The organism is Streptomyces sp. NPDC023723 (assembly GCF_040639815.1).
Taxonomy (GTDB): Bacteria; Actinomycetota; Actinomycetes; order Streptomycetales; family Streptomycetaceae; genus Streptomyces.
This window is the reverse complement of sequence record NZ_JBFAAP010000061.1, coordinates 23917-39649: the sequence shown is the minus strand read 5'-3', so window position 1 is coordinate 39649 and position 15733 is coordinate 23917. Positions and strand designations below refer to the sequence as shown.

Here is a 15733-nt window from a genome sequence, read left to right as displayed (position 1 = left end):
CCGCGCCGGCCGGGCACCGGGTCCGGGCCGCCGTGGCCCCCCGGACCGTGCCGGCCGGGCCGGACCGGGCACCCGGCGGCGCGTCGGTTGCCTGCCGAAGTCGTCGGGCACTTCCGTCACCTGCCGGGGATTGGGGTCGGGGTGGGGCTGGGGGCGGGGGTGGGGGTAGGGATGGGGGTGGGGATGGGTGAGCTGGTGGGGGCCGGTGGGGCGGCGGGGGCCAGGAGGGTCACGGGCGCCGGGGCCGCCGGGGCCGCCATGTCTGGGGCCGCGACGGGCGCCGGGGCCGTCGGGGCCGTCGGGGCCGCCATGCCTGGGGCCGCCGCGGTCGGCGTCGGCGCGGTGAGCGCGTCGGGGGTGCGGGCCCAAGGCGTCGCGGCCGAGGTTGGCACCCGGCGCCGTACCGGACGGGCGCCGGGGCCGGAACCGGGAACGGACCGCCGTACCGGACGGGCACCGGAACTGGGACCGGGACCGGACCGCCGTAGCGTCCCGGACCGCGTCGGCCGGGCCGGACCGGGCACCCGGCGGCGCGTCGGTCGCCTGCCGAAGTCGTCGGGCACTTCCGTCACCTGCCGGGGGTCGGGGTGGGCGCGGTGAGCGCCTCGGGGGCGAGGACCAGCGGGGTCGCGGCGGCGGCGGGGCTCGGAGAACCCTTGACCGTGCCGTCGGGGGCGAGGAAGGCCGGGTCGCCGCCGGGGACCATGCCCAGCTCACGGGCCCGGCGCTGGAGGGCCTGGGGAGCGGAGTAGGCGTCGACGTCCCGCTGGAGGGCCTGCTCCTCGTCGGTGAGCTCCTTGGTCTGCTGCTCCAGATCGTCGAGCTGGAACGACCCCTCGCTCAGCGCGGAGTTCAGCACCAGCAGGGTGATGAGGCCGCCGCCGAGGAGGAGTACGACAAGGAGGACGAAGGGGGTGCGGGCGGCCTGCCCGCCCCCGCCGCCGGTCGGGAAGAGCCGGGCGAGCCGGGCGGCTCTGCCCCTCAGTTCCGGTGTGCCTTTCACAGCCCCTCCGCTCCCCGGCCCGGGCCGCGCCCGTACCGTCCCCGCCGCTTCGGCCCACGGGCCTCGACCCGCTTCACTCGGTGGACTCCCTGATCCGCTCCGCGCCGCGCAGCCGGGCCGGCGCCGCCCGCCGGTTCTCGGCGATCTCCTCCTCAGTGGGAAGTTCGGCACCGCGCGTGAGCAGCTTGAGCCGGGGCGCGTACCGCTCCGGCACCACCGGCAGACCGGGCGGGGCGGTGTTGGCCGCGCCCGCCGCCAGCACCTGCTTGACCAGCCGGTCCTCCAGCGAGTGGTACGACAGCACGGCGATCCGGCCGCCCACGGCGAGGGCCGCGACGGCGGCCGGGACCGCCCGCTCCAGGACCGACAGCTCACCGTTGACCTCGATGCGCAGCGCCTGGAAGGTGCGCTTGGCCGGGTTGCCGCCGGTGCGCTTGGCGGCCTGCGGCAGCGCGCCGCGGATCAGCTCCACCAGCCGGGCGCTGTTGCTGAACGGCTCCTTCTCGCGCTCCCGCACCACCGCCGACACGATCCGCTTGGCCTGCTTCTCCTCGCCGTACGCCCGCAGGATGCGGACCAGTTCGCCCGGCGGGTAGGTGTTGAGCACCTCGGCGGCGCTCATCCCGGTGCTCTGGTCCATCCGCATGTCCAGCGGGGCGTCCTGGGCGTAGGCGAAGCCGCGGTCCGCCTCGTCGAGTTGCATGGAGGAGACGCCGAGGTCGAACAGCACGCCCTGGACGCGCGGCACGCCGAGCCGGTCGAGTACGTCGGGCAGCTCGTCGTAGACGGCGTGCACCAGGGTGGCGCGCTCGCCGTAGGGCGCGAGCCGCTCGCCGGACAGCCGCAGCGCCTCCTTGTCCCGGTCCAGGGCGATGAGCCGGGCCTCGGGGAAGCGGGCCAGCAGGGCCTCGCTGTGTCCGCCGAGGCCGAGGGTGCAGTCGACGACCACCGCCCCCGGCCGCTCCAGGGCGGGCGCCAGCAGGTCCAGGCACCGCTGGAGCATCACCGGGACGTGTCGACTCTGGCTCAAGGGGGGTCGGCCTCTCGGGTCCGGCGCGGCGTCCCGCACCGCCGGGTCCCCGCCCGCTCAGGAAGGGGAGACCTGCCGGCGCCGGAAGCGTCGGCCGGCCGGGAGCGGGAGGAGGCCGAGCCGTACGTACGCGCCGCGCACGTGGGGGGAACGGGCACCTCGGCGCCCGGTTCTCCGGGGTTTCAGTCCAGCGGGGAGAGCCTCGCCTCCCGCTTCGCGTCACTTTAGTCCACCCTGTCTCCCGGTCAATCAACCGGCCTGCGCGTCGCGGCCCCGGGGGCGGCGGAAGCGGGATCCGGGGGCACTTCACCCGTACGGACGCAGGGTCACCACTCCTGTGGGTTAGCTCACACCAAGGCTTCCTGGTGTTCTTTGTCCCTCTTCACAGCGGGCCGGGTCGGCGGGTGACCAGTAACGTCAGGGATATGACGACTTCTGCATCCGTTCCCGCAGGCTCCGACGCCGCCATAAGCGGCGGCACCGTCACCGACCGTCTGGTCGAGGCAAACGCGCGCTACGCCGCCGACTTCGCCGATCCGGGCATGGACGCCCGTCCCGTCCTGCGGGTCGCCGTAGTGGCCTGCATGGACGCCCGGCTCGACCTGCACGCGGCGCTCGGCCTGAACCTCGGCGACTGCCACACCATCCGCAACGCGGGCGGGGTGGTGACCGACGACGTCATCCGTTCCCTGACCGTCAGCCAGCGCAAGCTGGGCACCCGCAGCGTGGTCCTCATCCACCACACCGGCTGCGGCATGGAGACCCTCACCGAGGACTTCCGCACCGAGCTGGAGACCGAGGTCGGTCAGCGTCCGGTCTGGGCGGTGGAGTCCTTCCGGGACGTCGACCAGGACGTGCGGCAGTCGATCCAACGGGTGCGCACCTCCCCGTTCCTGGCGCACACCGACGACGTACGCGGTTTCGTGTTCGACGTCAAGACCGGCGGTCTGCGGGAGATCGACCCCGCCTGACGGGCCGCCCGCCCCGGACCGTTCCGGGCGACAGCAAACCGATAGGACGGCCGAAAGACCGCAAGGTCCGACATATCGCGGGCAGTTGTCCACAGGCGAGTGACACGAATCGGTAACGGCAGCAAGAATGCGGGGAGCGGCGCCGCGCGGGACTCTTCCCGCGCGGCCGCTGTGGACCGGGGGCTCCTTCGGGAGCAAGGGGAAAGGCCGAGGAGGGCCGGTGACGACCTATGACGATCGAGCGAGCCATGGGGGTGCCCCCGCGCGAGCGTATTCGGGCGTGGGAGAAGACCTGACCGCCGTGGTCGAGCGGGTACGCGGTTCGGTGGAGGGCGTGATCGAGGGCAAGCCCGAGGTCGTCCGGCTCTCGCTGACCGTGCTGCTCGCCGAGGGGCATCTGCTGATCGAGGACGTCCCCGGGGTCGGCAAGACCATGCTGGCCAAGGCGCTGGCCCGGTCCATCGACTGCTCGGTGCGGCGCATCCAGTTCACGCCCGACCTGCTGCCCTCGGACATCACCGGGGTGTCGATCTGGGACCAGCAGCGCCGGGACTTCGAGTTCAAGCCGGGCGCGATCTTCGCCCAGGTGGTGATCGGCGACGAGATCAACCGCGCCTCGCCCAAGACCCAGTCCGCGCTGCTCGAGTCGATGGAGGAGCGGCAGGTCACCATCGACGGCAGCACCTACGAACTGCCCGCCCCGTTCATGGTGGTGGCGACGCAGAACCCGGTCGAGATGGAGGGCACCTACCCGCTGCCCGAGGCGCAGCGCGACCGTTTCATGGCCCGGGTCTCCATCGGCTACCCCAGCGCGGAGGCCGAGTTGCGGATGCTCGACGTGCACGGCGGGGCCAGCCCGCTGGACGACCTCCAGCCGGTGGCGCACGCGCACGAGATCCTGAAGCTGATCGAGGCGGTACGCGGCGTGCATGTGGCGGAGCCGGTCCGGCGGTACGCGGTCGACCTGGTCGCCGCCACCCGCACCCACCCCGACCTCAGACTCGGCGCCTCGCCGCGCGCCACGCTGCATCTGCTGCGCGCGGCGAAGGCGACCGCCGCCCTCAGCGGCCGGGAGTACGCGCTGCCGGACGACGTGCAGGCCCTCGCCGTCGCCGTCCTCGCCCACCGGCTGCTGCCCACCGCGCAGGCTCAGCTCAACCGCCGCAGCGCCGAGCAGGTGGTGCAGGAGATCCTCCAGCGCACCCCGGTGCCCGCGGCCGGCCGGCCGCCGGGCGGCTACGGGCTGGACGGCGGCGCACCGGGGTACGGTCAGCAGCCGCCGCGGAGGCTGTGATGACCACCGGGGGGACGGACCGGGCGGAGGGCGAGCCGGGCGCGAAGGGCGGCCTGCGGACCGCGCTGGCCGGTCTGACCACCCGGGGCCGCTCCTTCCTGGCGGCCGGCGTGGCCGCCGCGGTCTGCGCGTACGTCCTCGGCCAGAGCGATCTGCTCCGGGTCGGGCTGCTGCTGGCCGTACTGCCGCTGGTCTGCGCCGCCGTGCTGTACCGCACGCGGTACCGGGTGGCGGGCGGCCGCCGGCTCTCCCCCGCGCGGGTACCGGCGGCCGGCGAGGCGCGGGTCCATCTGAGCGTGGAGAACGTCTCGCGGCTGCCCACCGGCCTGCTGATGCTCCAGGACCGGGTGCCCTACGTGCTCGGCCCCCGGCCCCGTTTCGTCCTGGACCGGGTCGAGGCGGGCGGCCGCCGGGAGGTCTCCTACCGGGTCCGCTCCGATCTGCGCGGCCGCTACCCGCTGGGCCCGCTCCAGCTCCGTCTGACCGACCCGTTCGGCATGTGCGAGCTGACCCGGTCCTTCTCGGCGCAGGACACCCTCACCGTGATCCCGCGCGTGCAGCCGCTGTCCCCGGTCCGGCTGAGCGGCGAGGCCAAGGGGTACGGCGACGGACGGCAGCGGTCACTGGCCCTGGCCGGCGAGGACGACGTGATCCCGCGCGGGTACCGCCACGGCGACGACCTGCGCCGCGTGCACTGGCGCTCCACGGCCCGCTACGGCGAGCTGATGGTGCGCCGCGAGGAGCAGCCGCAGCGCGCCCGCTGCACGGTCCTGCTGGACACCCGGGGCATCGCCTACGCGGGCGCCGGACCCGACTCGGCCTTCGAGTGGGCGGTGTCGGGCGCGGCGTCGGTCCTGGTGCACATGCTGGAACGGGGCTTCTCCGTCCGGCTGCTCACCGACACCGGCAGTTCGGTGCCGGGCGAGGGCGCCGACGGTTTCGCGGGCGCCACCCAGGAGTCGGCGGACGCGGCCGGGCTGATGATGGACACCCTCGCGGTGATCGACCACTCCGACCACACGGGTCTGTCCCGGGCCTACGACGTGCTGCGCGGCGGCAACGAGGGGCTGCTGGTGGCGTTCTTCGGCGATCTGGACGAGGAGCAGGCGGCGGTCGCCGCGAAGATGAGCCGGCGCAGCGGCGGGGCGATCGCCTTCGTCCTGGACAGCGACGCCTGGCTGCGGGAACCGACGGACGTGTCGGGCCCGTTGGACGGAGACGGACAGTGGCTGCGGCCGCTGCGCGAGTCCGGCTGGACGGCCGTGAGCGTGGAGCGCGGGGCGTCACTGGAGGAACGGTGGCGCCGGGCCGAACAGGAACGCTCCGGACTCCTGCCGGCGAACGGCGGGGAGGGACCGTGACGGGCGGAGAACGGGTGGAACTGGGCATCGGGGGTTCCTGGCACGGCGGGGGTTCCCGGCGCGGCGGGGGTTCCCGGCGCGGCGGGGGTTCCCGGCGCGGCGGGGCTTTCCGGCGCGGCGGGGCTTCCCAGCATGACGCGCCTTCCCAGCACGGCGGGGGTTCCCAGCACGACGGGCCTTCCCGGCGCGGCGGAGATTACCGGCACGGCGGAGCTGCCCGACGCGGCGGAGATTCCCGACACGGCGGAGCTTCCCGGCGCGGCGGGGTTTTTCAGCCCGTCCGGCGTTTGAGGACGAGGCCGTTCAGGCCGACAGCGGGGGTCTGGGGGCGGCAGCCCCCAGCTAGTCCGGCAACGGCGTCCGGTACCCCGACAGCCACCAGCCAGGAGACCCTCCGATGAGCGGCCGAGCCCGCATGGCCCTGTGCGCGTGGGCGGCCACCCTGATGGCCTCCTGCGCGCTGCTGCCCCTGGTCGATCCGGCCACCTGGATCATCCAGGCCGCGTTCCTGCTGGCGGTCCAGTGCGGGGTGGGCGCGGCCGTCCGCCGGGTGCCGCTGGCCCGGCCGCTGACCGTCGTGGCCGAGGCCCTGACCGCCCTGGTGCTGCTGACGCTGGTCTTCGCGCGTGAGCAGTCCTTCGCCGGGCTGGTGCCCGGCCCGGACACCTTCCGGCACTTCGCCGAGCTGCTGCAACAGGGCGGCGACGACATCGCGCGGTACGCGATCCCGGCGCCGCTGGAGTCGGACGGCATCCGGCTGATGCTGGTCGGCGGCGTGCTGGTGATCGGCCTGCTGGTGGACACCCTCGCGGTGACCTTCCGCAGCGCGGCCCCGGCGGGGCTGCCCCTGCTGGCGCTGTACTCGGTGGCCGCGGGGCTGTCCGAGGGCGGCACCGACTGGCTGTGGTTCCTGGTCGCGGCGGCCGGCTATCTGATGCTGCTGCTGGCCGAGGGACGCGAACGGCTCTCGCAGTGGGGCCGGGTCTTCGGCGGCGCCCCGCGCTCCCCGGGCGCCGAGCCGGCCCGGGCCCTCGCCCCGGTCCGCACCGGCCGGCGGATCGGCGCGGTCGCGCTGGGCATCGCCCTGGTGGTGCCGCTCGCGCTGCCCGCGATGAACGGCGGCCTGCTGGACGGCACCGGCGGCGGGGTGGGCTCCGGCGGCGGTGGCGGCGGCACCATCTCGGCGGTGAACCCGCTGGTCTCCCTGCGCGACAGCCTGAACGTGGACGAGGACCGCCAGGTCCTCTCCATACGCACCGAGTCGAGCGACATCTCCAACCTCTATCTGCGGATAGTCTCCCTGGACGACTTCGACGGCACCACCTGGAAGCCGTCCAAGCGGAAGATCACCGCCGTGCCGGACGGCGCCTTCCCCACCCCCGCCGGCCTCGGCCCCGACGTGGAACGGACCCAGACCCGCAGCACCATCTCGGCGGCCGACTGGTACGCCCAGGACTGGCTGCCGATGCCGTATCCGCCGAGCGGGGTGGACGTCACCGGCGCCTGGCGGTACGAGCCGGTCGGCATGACCCTGGTCGGCGACCACGGCCAGAACACCCGCGGTCTGACCTATGACGTCACGAGCCTGGAGGTGCGGCCGACGGCGGAGCAGCTGGCCGCCGCGCCCCGGCCCTCGACAGCCATGATCCGCGAGTACACCGAGCTGCCCGACTCACTGCCGGCGATCGTGTCCGACACCGCCCGGGAGGTCACGGCGGGCGCGACCGACGCCTACGACCAGGCCGTCCAGCTCCAGGAGTACTTCGCGATCACCGGCGGTTTCGAGTACGACACCGAGGTGCAGGTCGGCAGCGGCTCCCAGGCGATCGCCCGTTTCCTGCGCGACAAGCAGGGCTTCTGCGTGCACTTCTCGTTCGCCATGGCGGCGATGGCCCGTTCGCTGGGCATCCCGGCCCGGGTCGCGGTCGGCTTCGCGCCGGGTTCCCCGCAGGCGGACGGGTCGGTGGCGGTGGGCCTGAGGGACGCGCACGCCTGGCCGGAGCTGTACTTCGAGGGCATCGGCTGGACCCGCTTCGAGCCGACCCCGAACCGCGGCTCGATGCCGTCGTACACCGTGCCGGACTCGCCGGGCACCACGCTGCCGGACGCCGCCCGTCCGTCGCAGGACACCTCCGAGGCCCCGGCGGCCTCCGCGTCGGCCGACGAGAGCTGCACCGCGCAGGACCGGAAGGAGCTCGGCGCCTGCGCGAGCGAGTCCCCGCAGGCCGCGCTCGCCGCGGACGACGACGGTCCGAAGTGGTACGCCCTGCTGGCCTGGGCGCTGGCCGTGCTGCTGGTGCTGGTGGCCCCGCTCGCCCCGCTGTTGTGGCGGACCCGGCAGCGGTCGCTGCGGCTCGGGGGCGGCGCGAGGGCGCGCGGCCGCGGCCCGGCGGACGCGGCGGCCCGCACCCTGGCGGCCTGGCAGGAGCTGACCGACACGGCGTGGGACTACGGCATCGCGCCGCAGGAGTCACAGACCCCGCGCAAGGCGGCGGACCGGGTGGTCCGGCTGGGCCGGCTCGATGCCACGGCCGCCGCGGCGGTGCACCGGGTGGCGGACGCGGTGGAGCAGGTGCTCTACGCGCCCCGGCCGCGTCCGGTCACCGGACTGACCGAGGACGTGCTGCGGGTGGCGGCCGGGCTGCGGGCCTCGGCCGCCCGGGGCGGGCGGCTGCGCGCACGCCTGGCCCCGCGTTCGGCGGTTCGGGTGACCTGGGCGGCGTCGGCCCGGTGGGCAGCCCTCAGCCGCCGCGTCTCGGCGGCCCGGCCGGCCCTGCGCAGGCCGAGAGACCGGAGCGCGGAGAGCTGAGGGAACGCGAACGTGGGTGAGGGGCGGCCACCGGTCGGTGGCCGCCCCTCACCCACATCCACGTCGTGTCATTCGTACCGGCCGTCCGGCCGGGGTCAGTGCCCGCCCTGCTCGTCGCGGCGGCGCTGCCAGCGCTCCTCGATACGGTCCATCATCGAGCGTTTCTGACGCGCTTGGCGGCGCGCCTGGGGCCCGGCTCCGGCAGCGGGCTGCTCGCCCGGCTTGGGGGCCTTGCGCCAGCCGGTCACGGCCAGGACGGCGCAGCCCAGCATGACCAGGAAGCCCACCACGCTGAGCCAGACCTGCTGGGCGACCATGCCGGCCATGAGGAGTGCGATACCTACGAGAAAGCCCGCGACCGCCTGGTAGACCCGTCGCCGGGTGTACGTACGCAGCCCGCTTCCCTCGAGCGCTGTCGCGAACTTGGGATCTTCGGCGTACAGCGCTCGCTCCATCTGCTCGAGCATGCGCTGCTCGTGCTCCGAGAGCGGCACGGCGTCCTCCTCATCGTGCAGTCGCCGGGGCGACCCGGGGGGTCCCTTCAGGATAGGCAGGGAATCGCCCCCGTGAAACCCGCCCCTCTACGCCAATTGGCCAACCGGTTTCCGTCATGGCCGTCCCGGCCCGCTAGATTTCCATTCCCCAGCGGCCGGTCCGTCATGCCGGACGGTCTCCCTCGATCATACGGCGCCGGGCCTGTGTTCGGGGGGCCTGTGGCGTACTCCATGTGCACGCAAGTAGCTGATCAGGGCCATATCCCGCCAGGTGGCTCAGACCCCTCGGGCCCCGTCGTCCCCTCGGGTCGCACCGGGCGTCTCACCGAGCACGTGGAGCTGGGTGGCGACCGAGTGGAAGGCCGGCAGTTCGGCCGCGGCGGCCTCCAGCTTCAGCAGCGCGTCCAGGGCGCCGGGCTCGGTGTCCACCAGGACGCCGGGGACTAGGTCGGCGAAGACCCGCACCCCGTGGACGGCCCCGATCGTCAGGCCCGCGCCCTCGACCAGTGCGGTGAGTTGCTCGGCGGTGAAGCGGCGCGGCACCGGGTCGCCGTCGCCCCAGCGGCCGTCCGGGTCACCGAGGGCCTGCCGGGCCTCCGTGAAGTGTCCGGCCAGGGCGCGGGCGAGCACCGCGCCGCCCAGACCGGCGGCGAGCAGGCTGAGGACGCCCTCAGGCCGCAGGGCGGCCACCGTGTTGCGGACGCCCTCGGCCGGGTCGTCGACGTACTCCAGGACGCCGTGGCACAGCACGGCGTCGTAGCCGCCGCGCTCGACCACGTCGAAGAGGCCGTGGGCGTCGCCCTGCACGCCCCGGACCCGGTCGTCGACGCCTGCCTCGGCGGCCCGGCGCTCCAGGGCGAAGAGGGCGTTGGGGCTGGGGTCGACGACGGTGACGTGATGGCCGAGGCGGGCCAGGGGCACGGCGAAGTTGCCGCTGCCACCGCCGGTGTCGAGGACGTCCAGCGCCGGCCGCCCCGCGGTCTTGACGCGGCGGTCCAGGGCGTCCTGGAGGACCTCCCAGACCACGGCGGTACGGAGGGAGGCGCGGGGGCGCGACGGGTCCGACACGGCAGTTGACTCCTCGGCGCGGCACCGCCTTGGCGCGGCGGAGCGAACGGGCTGCCTCCCCTCGGCCCGGTGCGGAAGGGGGAGACTTCAGGCGTCTCCCACCCTATTGCCTCGTCCGCCGTGCCCGGTCACTCCGGTGCTGCCACGTGCCACCGACGACAGAACCGGGGCGCGAGCAGGGGCGGAACAGCGGGGTGTGCCACGGCGGGGCACGGCGGGAGCGGGCGGTCAGCCCGTGTCCGGCAGCCCGTGTCCCGGGCCGCCGCCGTCCCGGGGATCGCCGGGGCCGGGCGGGTCGCCGCTGCCCGGCCGGTCGCCGTCCGCGCGGGGCTGCGGCAGCACCGGCTGGAGCACGAGCATCCGCTCCACCAGGCGCAGGAACATCGCCACGTCACGTATGAGGTCGTCGGCGTCCCGGCTGCTGGCCGCGCCCTTGATGCCCGCCTCGGCCCGGGCCCGGCGCCGGGCCCCCGAGGCGAACAGCGCGCTCCACTCGGTCAGCTCGGGCGCGATCTCGGGCAGCACCTCCCAGGCGCTGCGGATCCGGGCCCGGGCCCGGGGCGTGGGCTCCGGGCGGCCCCGGGCGGCGAGCACGGCGGCCGCGGTGCGCAGGGCGGCGAGGTGGGCGCGCGCGTACCGCTCGTTGGGGGTTTCCAGGACGTCGGCCTCGTCCAGTCCGGCGCGGGCCTGGGCGAGCAGGTCGAGGGCGGCGGGCGGGGCCGTGGCCCGGCGCAGCACGGGATGCACGTCGCTCGCCGGACCGGTCAGTGAGGGGGCAGGGCCGGATGCGCGGCGCCGGCGGGCGGCGGCCGCGGAGGAGTTGGCCATGACGAACCTCCTGTCGTCTGTGTGACGGCACGGGTGCCGTATGTGCCCATCGTGCGGTATGGCACTGACAATCCGTTCCGACCTGGACTTTTACCTCGGATGTGCGGCGAGAATCGGAGTCATGGAAAGCAGCAGCGCCACCCCGGCCGGCGGCGGCCGCCGCGAGGCCACCCGGCAGAAGCTCTACGAGGCGGCCGTCACCCTCATCGCGGAGCAGGGGTTCTCCGCGACCACCGTGGACGAGATCGCCGAGCGGGCCGGGGTCGCCAAGGGCACCGTCTACTACAACTTCGCCAGCAAGGCCGTCCTCTTCGAGGAGCTGCTGCGGCACGGCGTGGGCCTGCTCACCGCGTCCTTGCGCGAGGCCGCCGAAGAGGCCGCACGGGGCGCCGGCGGCAGGGTCGCCGCGCTCGACGCGATGATCCGCGCGGGCCTGGTCTTCATCGACCGCTACCCGGCCTTCACCCAGCTGTACGTGGCCGAGCTGTGGCGCACCAACCGGGCCTGGCAGTCGACGCTGCTGGTGGTGCGGCAGGAGGTGGTCGCCGTCGTGGAGGACGTGCTGCGCGCGGGGGTGGCGGAGGGCGAGATCGACGCGGACGTCGATGTTCCGCTGACCGCCGCCGCGCTGGTCGGCATGGTCCTGGTGGCCGCGCTGGACTGGCAGTCCTTCCAGCGGGAGCGGTCGCTGGACGAGGTGCACGCGGCGCTGTCCCGGCTGCTGCCGGCCGGCACCGGCGGGCGCGGCTGAGCGGCGGACGCACGTGGCTGAGCGGCGGACGCACGGGAGAGCGCCGGTCCGTGCCGGCCGCGTCCCCCGCGGGCCATCGCCGGACCGGCGCTCCCTGTTGCTCCCCCGTACGTTCCCCCGTCGGACCGCCGTACGTTCCCCCGTCGGCCGTCCTCCGGGTTCCCCCGTGCCTCGCTCCCGCCGGCTGCGGCCGGCGGAAGGAGCGGATCGCGGGCCTGGCCGCCGTTCCGGCGCCCCGTGTCGCCGGTGCGTCGGCCGTGCCCCTCTCCGTGCTCATCACTCTCTCGTTTTCGCAGGTCGGCGCCCATCCGCGCGGGTACTCAACTGTCCGCCTAGGTACGGGTACTCAGCTCTGTGTGCCGCTGCCCAGGCCGCCCCGGCCGCCACTGGTGCGCACCGCGTCCGCCGCCGTACTCCCCCGCCCCGGTCTTGACCGGAGGAGCGCAGGTCAGAGGGGTCCTGCGGCGGGAGTGTCAGCGGTGGCGGATAAAGTCCCCGGCATGGCACGGATTGCGGTGATCGGCGCCGGGATGGGCGCGCTGGCGGCGTCGGCCCGGCTGGCCGTCGCGGGCCACCGGGTGACGGTGTACGAGCGCACGGGGACGTACGGCGGGGCGGTGGGCCGGTTCGAGCGGGACGGTTTCTCCTTCGACACCGGTCCCGGTCTGCTGCCGCTGCCCGCGGTCTGGCGGGACCTCTTCGTCAAGACCGGCAAGGAGCCGCTGGAGGACCTCGTCGAGCTGACCCAGGTCGATCCGGCGTCCCGGCACCTGTTCGCGGACGGCACCGAGGTGGTGCTGCCCAACGCCTCGCGCGCGGGCGTCGTCGGCGCGCTGGACGAGGGTCTCGGCGCGGGTGCCGGGCAGCGCTGGGGCGACTTCCTGGTACGGGCCCGGGAGGCCTGGGACCGGACCCGCCGACCGCTCCTGGAGGAGCCGCTGTGGGCCGACTGGCAGGTGCTGGGCGAGCGCGAGCCCTATCCGGCGGTCCCGCACAAGCGGCTGCTGCGCACCCGCCGGGCCGGCACCCTCGCCGAGGTCGGCGCCTGGGAGCTGCGCGACGCCCGGCTGGCCGCGCTGCTGGACAGCCACGCCCTGGCCCACGGCCTGGATCCCCGTTCGGCTCCGGCGAGCGCCGCCGTGCTGCCGTACCTGGAGCACGCCTTCGGTCTCTGGTACGTCCGCGGTGGGCTGCGCGAGCTGGCCCGGGCGGTGTACGAGCGGTGCCTGGCCCGCCGGGTGGAGTTCCGTTTCGACGCCGAGGTCACGGCGGTGACCGAGCAGGACGGCCGGGCGGCGGGCCTGGAGCTGGCGGACGGCACGGTGGCGGCGGCGGACTTCGTGGTCGCCGGTGTCGCGCCCGGGGTGCTGGAGCGGCTCACCGGGGGCGCGGAGATCCGCGGCGCGGGTGAGGTCCCGGCGCGGCGCGGCGCGGCGAGCCGGCTGACGGTGCTGCTGGCGCTGCGCGGCGGCCGGCCCGAGGGGGTCGCGCACCGCACGGTGGTGCACACGCCGGACCGGGACGCCGAGTCGGCGGCCCTGTTCGACGGCGGCGCGGCCGGCCCGGGCGCGCCGCCGACGGTGACGGTACTGCGGCCGGACGACGGGAAGCTGGTTCCGGACGCCGGTCACGAGGCCGCGGTCCTCACGGCGGTGGTCCCGGCGGGGGACGGGGCGGACCACGACGGGCGGGCGGAGCGGTTGATGACCGTCGCCGAGCGCGCGATACCCGGGCTGGGCGACCGGCTGCTGTGGCACGAGGTGCGTGCGTCGCGGGACGTCGCGGCGGCGACCGGCGCCGAGGGCGGAGCGGTGCCGGCGCCGGCGCTGGCCGCGGCGCGGGGGCGGCTGCTGCATCCGTCCAACACCACCCGGATCGGCGGGCTGTTCACGGTGGGCGGCTGGTCGCATCCGGGCGGCGGGTTGCCGCACGCCGGGATGTCCGGCGCGCTGGTCGCCGGACTGATCATGGAGGGCCCGGAGTTCCGCGGCTCGCAGTGAGATGTGGCCCGCAGTGAGATGTGGCCCGCAGTGAGATGTGGCCCGCGGTGCGGCATGGCCGGCTCGCGGTGCGGCGGGCCGCCCCGTGTCATTGACGCCCCGTCAGGACACGGGCCCGTCAGGACACAGCCCGTCAGGACACAGCCCGTCAGTGCCGGGTCAGTACCGGTACTGCTGCTCGTCGTAGCCGGACCCGCCCTGCGGCTGTCCGTGCTGCCCCTGCTGTCCGTCACCCTGGTAGTAGGGCTGCTCCGGCGGGAGGTCGCCGCCGTAGGGGTCGTCGGTGCTGCGCTGCTGCGGGACCCACACCCCGCCGGCCGGCGTCTCGCCGCCGTAACCCCCGGTGCCGTACGGGTCCTGCTGCTGCCCGTACTCCTGCGGGGGGTACGCCTGCTGCTGCCCGGTGGCGTCGTAGCCGGTGTCGTACCCGGCCCCGCCGTAGGTGTGGGTGCCGATGTACGGGTCGGAGTAGGCGGCGTACTGCTGCTGGCCGGTGCTGTCGTAGCCGTAGGACTGCTGGCCGTAGCCGGAGTAGTCGTAGGGGTAGGCGGCGTCGGCGGTCTGCGCGGCCGGGGCCTGCTGCTGTTCCTGGCCGTAGCCGGCGGTGTCGTAGGTGCCGTACGTGCCGGTGTCGTCGGGCATCGGCAGCGGCTGGTAGACGGCGGTGCCTTCGGCGGGCGTGTCGGCGAGGCGCCCGGAGGCGAACACGTTGTCCTGCTCGTCGCGGTCGAAGCCGTACCCGGCACCGTCCTGGCCGGTGGCGGCGTGCTCGTCACCGTGGCCCGGTCCGGCCGCCGCCGGGTCCGCCGCCTCCGACGCCGGTTCCGGCGGGTCAGGTTCGGGGCGGCGGCGCTTGCTGCCGACGAGGCCCGCCGGGGCCTGCACGGCCCAGCCCTGAGCGAAGCCGCGGCGGAACGACAGGGTGACGTAGGTCTGGCCGACCGCGAAGGCGATGGCGCCGAGCGCGATGACGAGGACCGACGGGATCAGCACGCCGATCACTACGCCGAGGAACCCGGCGAAGGCCAGCAGCCGCCAGCGCAGGCGCGCCTTGTACTGCAGCAGCACCTCACCGAGCAGCCACAGCGCGACGATTCCGAACGCGATGTAGAGGACCGCCCAGCCCATGTACGCCCCTCTCCCAGTGACCGCTACGCAGTGTGTCGTAAGTATGTGCGGCCGGTCTAGGCCCGCGGTGAGCGGTGCGGGCCCAGGTTCTCGTAGATTTCCAGCGTCGCCGTGGAGTTGTTGAGCGTGATGAAGTGCAGACCCGGCACACCTTCGGCCAGTAGCCGCGCGCAGAACTCCGTGGCGAACTCGATGCCAATGGAGCGTACAGCGGTCGGATCGTCCTTTGCTGTGAGGATCCGCTCTTTCAGATCATCGGGGAACGCGGCGTTGCTGAGCTGCGGCAGCCTCTCCAGCATCTTCACACTGGTCACCGGCATGACCTCGGGGATGACGGGGGTCTCGCAGCCCGCCGCGACGACCTGGTCCCGCAACCTCAGGTACGCCTCGGGGTCGAAGAACATTTGCGTGATGGCGTAGTCGGCGCCGGCCCGGCATTTGTCGACGAAGCGCCGGACGTCCTCGTCCTGGTCGGCGGAGCGCGGGTGCATCTCCGGGAAGGCGGCCACGCCCACGCAGAAGTCGCCCGACTCCTTGATGAGTTCGACGAGTTCGGCGGCGTAGGTCAGGCCCTGGGGGTGCGGCACCCAGTCGCCCATCGGGTCGCCGGGCGGGTCGCCGCGGACGGCGAGGATGTTGCGGATGCCGGCGTCGGCGTACTGCCCGATGATGTTGCGCAGTTCCGCGACGGAGTGGTTGACCGCGGTGAGGTGGGCGACGGGGGTGAGCGTGGTGTCGGAGGCGATCCGCTCGGTCGCCCGTACCGTGCCGGCCCGGGTGGAGCCGCCCGCGCCGTAGGTCACGGAGACGAAGCTGGGGGCCACCGCCTCGACCCGGCGCAGCGCGTTCCAGAGGTTGCGCTCGCCCTTCTCCGTCTTGGGCGCCCAGAACTCGAACGAATACGTCGTCTTCCCGGTCGCGAGCATGTCGCGAACGGTGCGCGCGTGATCAGTCCTGGTGGATGCCGTTCCGAGGGCCATACCGGCAGGTTAACCA

Annotated in this window: 13 protein-coding genes; 6 read left to right on the top strand and 7 right to left on the bottom strand. The window is 74.4% G+C overall.

From position 1 onward, the window contains the following. Positions 1-568: 568 nt before the first annotated feature. Both AB0G32_RS35230 and rsmH read right to left on the bottom strand, forming a co-directional pair. Positions 569-1003, bottom strand: a complete 435-nt coding sequence (locus AB0G32_RS35230; protein WP_361173133.1) for a septum formation initiator family protein — start codon at positions 1001-1003, stop codon at positions 569-571. A gap of 73 nt (positions 1004-1076) precedes the next feature. Beyond that, entirely contained in the window at positions 1077-2033 is a 957-nt protein-coding gene (gene rsmH, locus AB0G32_RS35225) for a 16S rRNA (cytosine(1402)-N(4))-methyltransferase RsmH (RefSeq protein WP_361173130.1), read from the bottom strand. A 425-nt stretch (positions 2034-2458) separates the two neighbouring features. On the opposite strand from rsmH, the gene AB0G32_RS35220 reads away from it, so the two are divergent. From AB0G32_RS35220 to AB0G32_RS35205, 4 genes are all read left to right on the top strand, one after another. Next, positions 2459-3004 (top strand): carbonic anhydrase, encoded by a 546-nt coding sequence (locus AB0G32_RS35220; RefSeq protein ID WP_361173127.1) that lies wholly within the window; start codon positions 2459-2461, stop codon positions 3002-3004. Positions 3005-3284: 280 nt separating this feature from the next. Continuing rightward, positions 3285-4298 (top strand): MoxR family ATPase, encoded by a 1014-nt coding sequence (locus tag AB0G32_RS35215; RefSeq protein WP_361173124.1) that lies wholly within the window; start codon positions 3285-3287, stop codon positions 4296-4298. Further along, the gene (locus tag AB0G32_RS35210) at positions 4298-5659 is read left to right on the top strand and encodes a DUF58 domain-containing protein (RefSeq protein ID WP_361173121.1); all 1362 of its coding nucleotides are present in this window, start codon (positions 4298-4300) and stop codon (positions 5657-5659) included. Before AB0G32_RS35215 ends, AB0G32_RS35210 begins: the two co-directional genes overlap by 1 nt. A 397-nt stretch (positions 5660-6056) precedes the next feature. Continuing rightward, on the top strand, positions 6057-8468 hold the full coding sequence (locus AB0G32_RS35205) for a DUF3488 and transglutaminase-like domain-containing protein (protein WP_361173118.1): 2412 nt from the start codon (positions 6057-6059) through the stop codon (positions 8466-8468). Between the two features lie 95 nt (positions 8469-8563). On the opposite strand, the gene AB0G32_RS35200 is transcribed toward AB0G32_RS35205, so the two are convergent. The 3 genes from AB0G32_RS35200 to AB0G32_RS35190 form a co-directional block, all read right to left on the bottom strand. Beyond that, positions 8564-8962, bottom strand: a complete 399-nt coding sequence (locus AB0G32_RS35200; RefSeq protein WP_361173115.1) for a spore wall synthesis complex protein — start codon at positions 8960-8962, stop codon at positions 8564-8566. A gap of 276 nt (positions 8963-9238) precedes the next feature. Then, positions 9239-10030, bottom strand: a complete 792-nt coding sequence (locus AB0G32_RS35195) for a methyltransferase (protein WP_361173112.1) — start codon at positions 10028-10030, stop codon at positions 9239-9241. A 228-nt stretch (positions 10031-10258) separates the two neighbouring features. Further along, positions 10259-10858 (bottom strand): SAV_6107 family HEPN domain-containing protein, encoded by a 600-nt coding sequence (locus AB0G32_RS35190; RefSeq protein WP_361173109.1) that lies wholly within the window; start codon positions 10856-10858, stop codon positions 10259-10261. Between the two features lie 121 nt (positions 10859-10979). On the opposite strand from AB0G32_RS35190, the gene AB0G32_RS35185 reads away from it, so the two are divergent. Both AB0G32_RS35185 and AB0G32_RS35180 read left to right on the top strand, forming a co-directional pair. Continuing rightward, the gene (locus tag AB0G32_RS35185; protein ID WP_361173106.1) at positions 10980-11609 is read left to right on the top strand and encodes a helix-turn-helix domain-containing protein; all 630 of its coding nucleotides are present in this window, start codon (positions 10980-10982) and stop codon (positions 11607-11609) included. A 500-nt stretch (positions 11610-12109) separates the two neighbouring features. After that, the gene (locus AB0G32_RS35180) at positions 12110-13609 is read left to right on the top strand and encodes an NAD(P)/FAD-dependent oxidoreductase (RefSeq protein WP_361173103.1); all 1500 of its coding nucleotides are present in this window, start codon (positions 12110-12112) and stop codon (positions 13607-13609) included. A gap of 159 nt (positions 13610-13768) precedes the next feature. Here AB0G32_RS35180 and AB0G32_RS35175 read toward each other — a convergent pair whose 3' ends face one another. Next, complete coding sequence (locus AB0G32_RS35175; protein ID WP_361173100.1) at positions 13769-14737, bottom strand: hypothetical protein; 969 nt, start codon at positions 14735-14737, stop codon at positions 13769-13771. A gap of 56 nt (positions 14738-14793) precedes the next feature. Next, the gene (gene metF, locus AB0G32_RS35170) at positions 14794-15717 is read right to left on the bottom strand and encodes a methylenetetrahydrofolate reductase [NAD(P)H] (RefSeq protein WP_361173097.1); all 924 of its coding nucleotides are present in this window, start codon (positions 15715-15717) and stop codon (positions 14794-14796) included. Positions 15718-15733 lie beyond the last annotated feature (16 nt).

Coding starts and splice junctions, on each gene's coding strand:
- AB0G32_RS35190 (WP_361173109.1), bottom strand. CDS start 10,858: ATGGCCAACTCCTCCGCGGCCGCCGCCCGCCGGCGCCGCGCATCCGGC.
- AB0G32_RS35210 (WP_361173121.1), top strand. CDS start 4,298: ATGACCACCGGGGGGACGGACCGGGCGGAGGGCGAGCCGGGCGCGAAG.
- AB0G32_RS35175 (WP_361173100.1), bottom strand. CDS start 14,737: ATGGGCTGGGCGGTCCTCTACATCGCGTTCGGAATCGTCGCGCTGTGG.
- metF (WP_361173097.1), bottom strand. CDS start 15,717: ATGGCCCTCGGAACGGCATCCACCAGGACTGATCACGCGCGCACCGTT.
- AB0G32_RS35185 (WP_361173106.1), top strand. CDS start 10,980: ATGGAAAGCAGCAGCGCCACCCCGGCCGGCGGCGGCCGCCGCGAGGCC.
- AB0G32_RS35220 (WP_361173127.1), top strand. CDS start 2,459: ATGACGACTTCTGCATCCGTTCCCGCAGGCTCCGACGCCGCCATAAGC.
- AB0G32_RS35205 (WP_361173118.1), top strand. CDS start 6,057: ATGAGCGGCCGAGCCCGCATGGCCCTGTGCGCGTGGGCGGCCACCCTG.
- AB0G32_RS35180 (WP_361173103.1), top strand. CDS start 12,110: ATGGCACGGATTGCGGTGATCGGCGCCGGGATGGGCGCGCTGGCGGCG.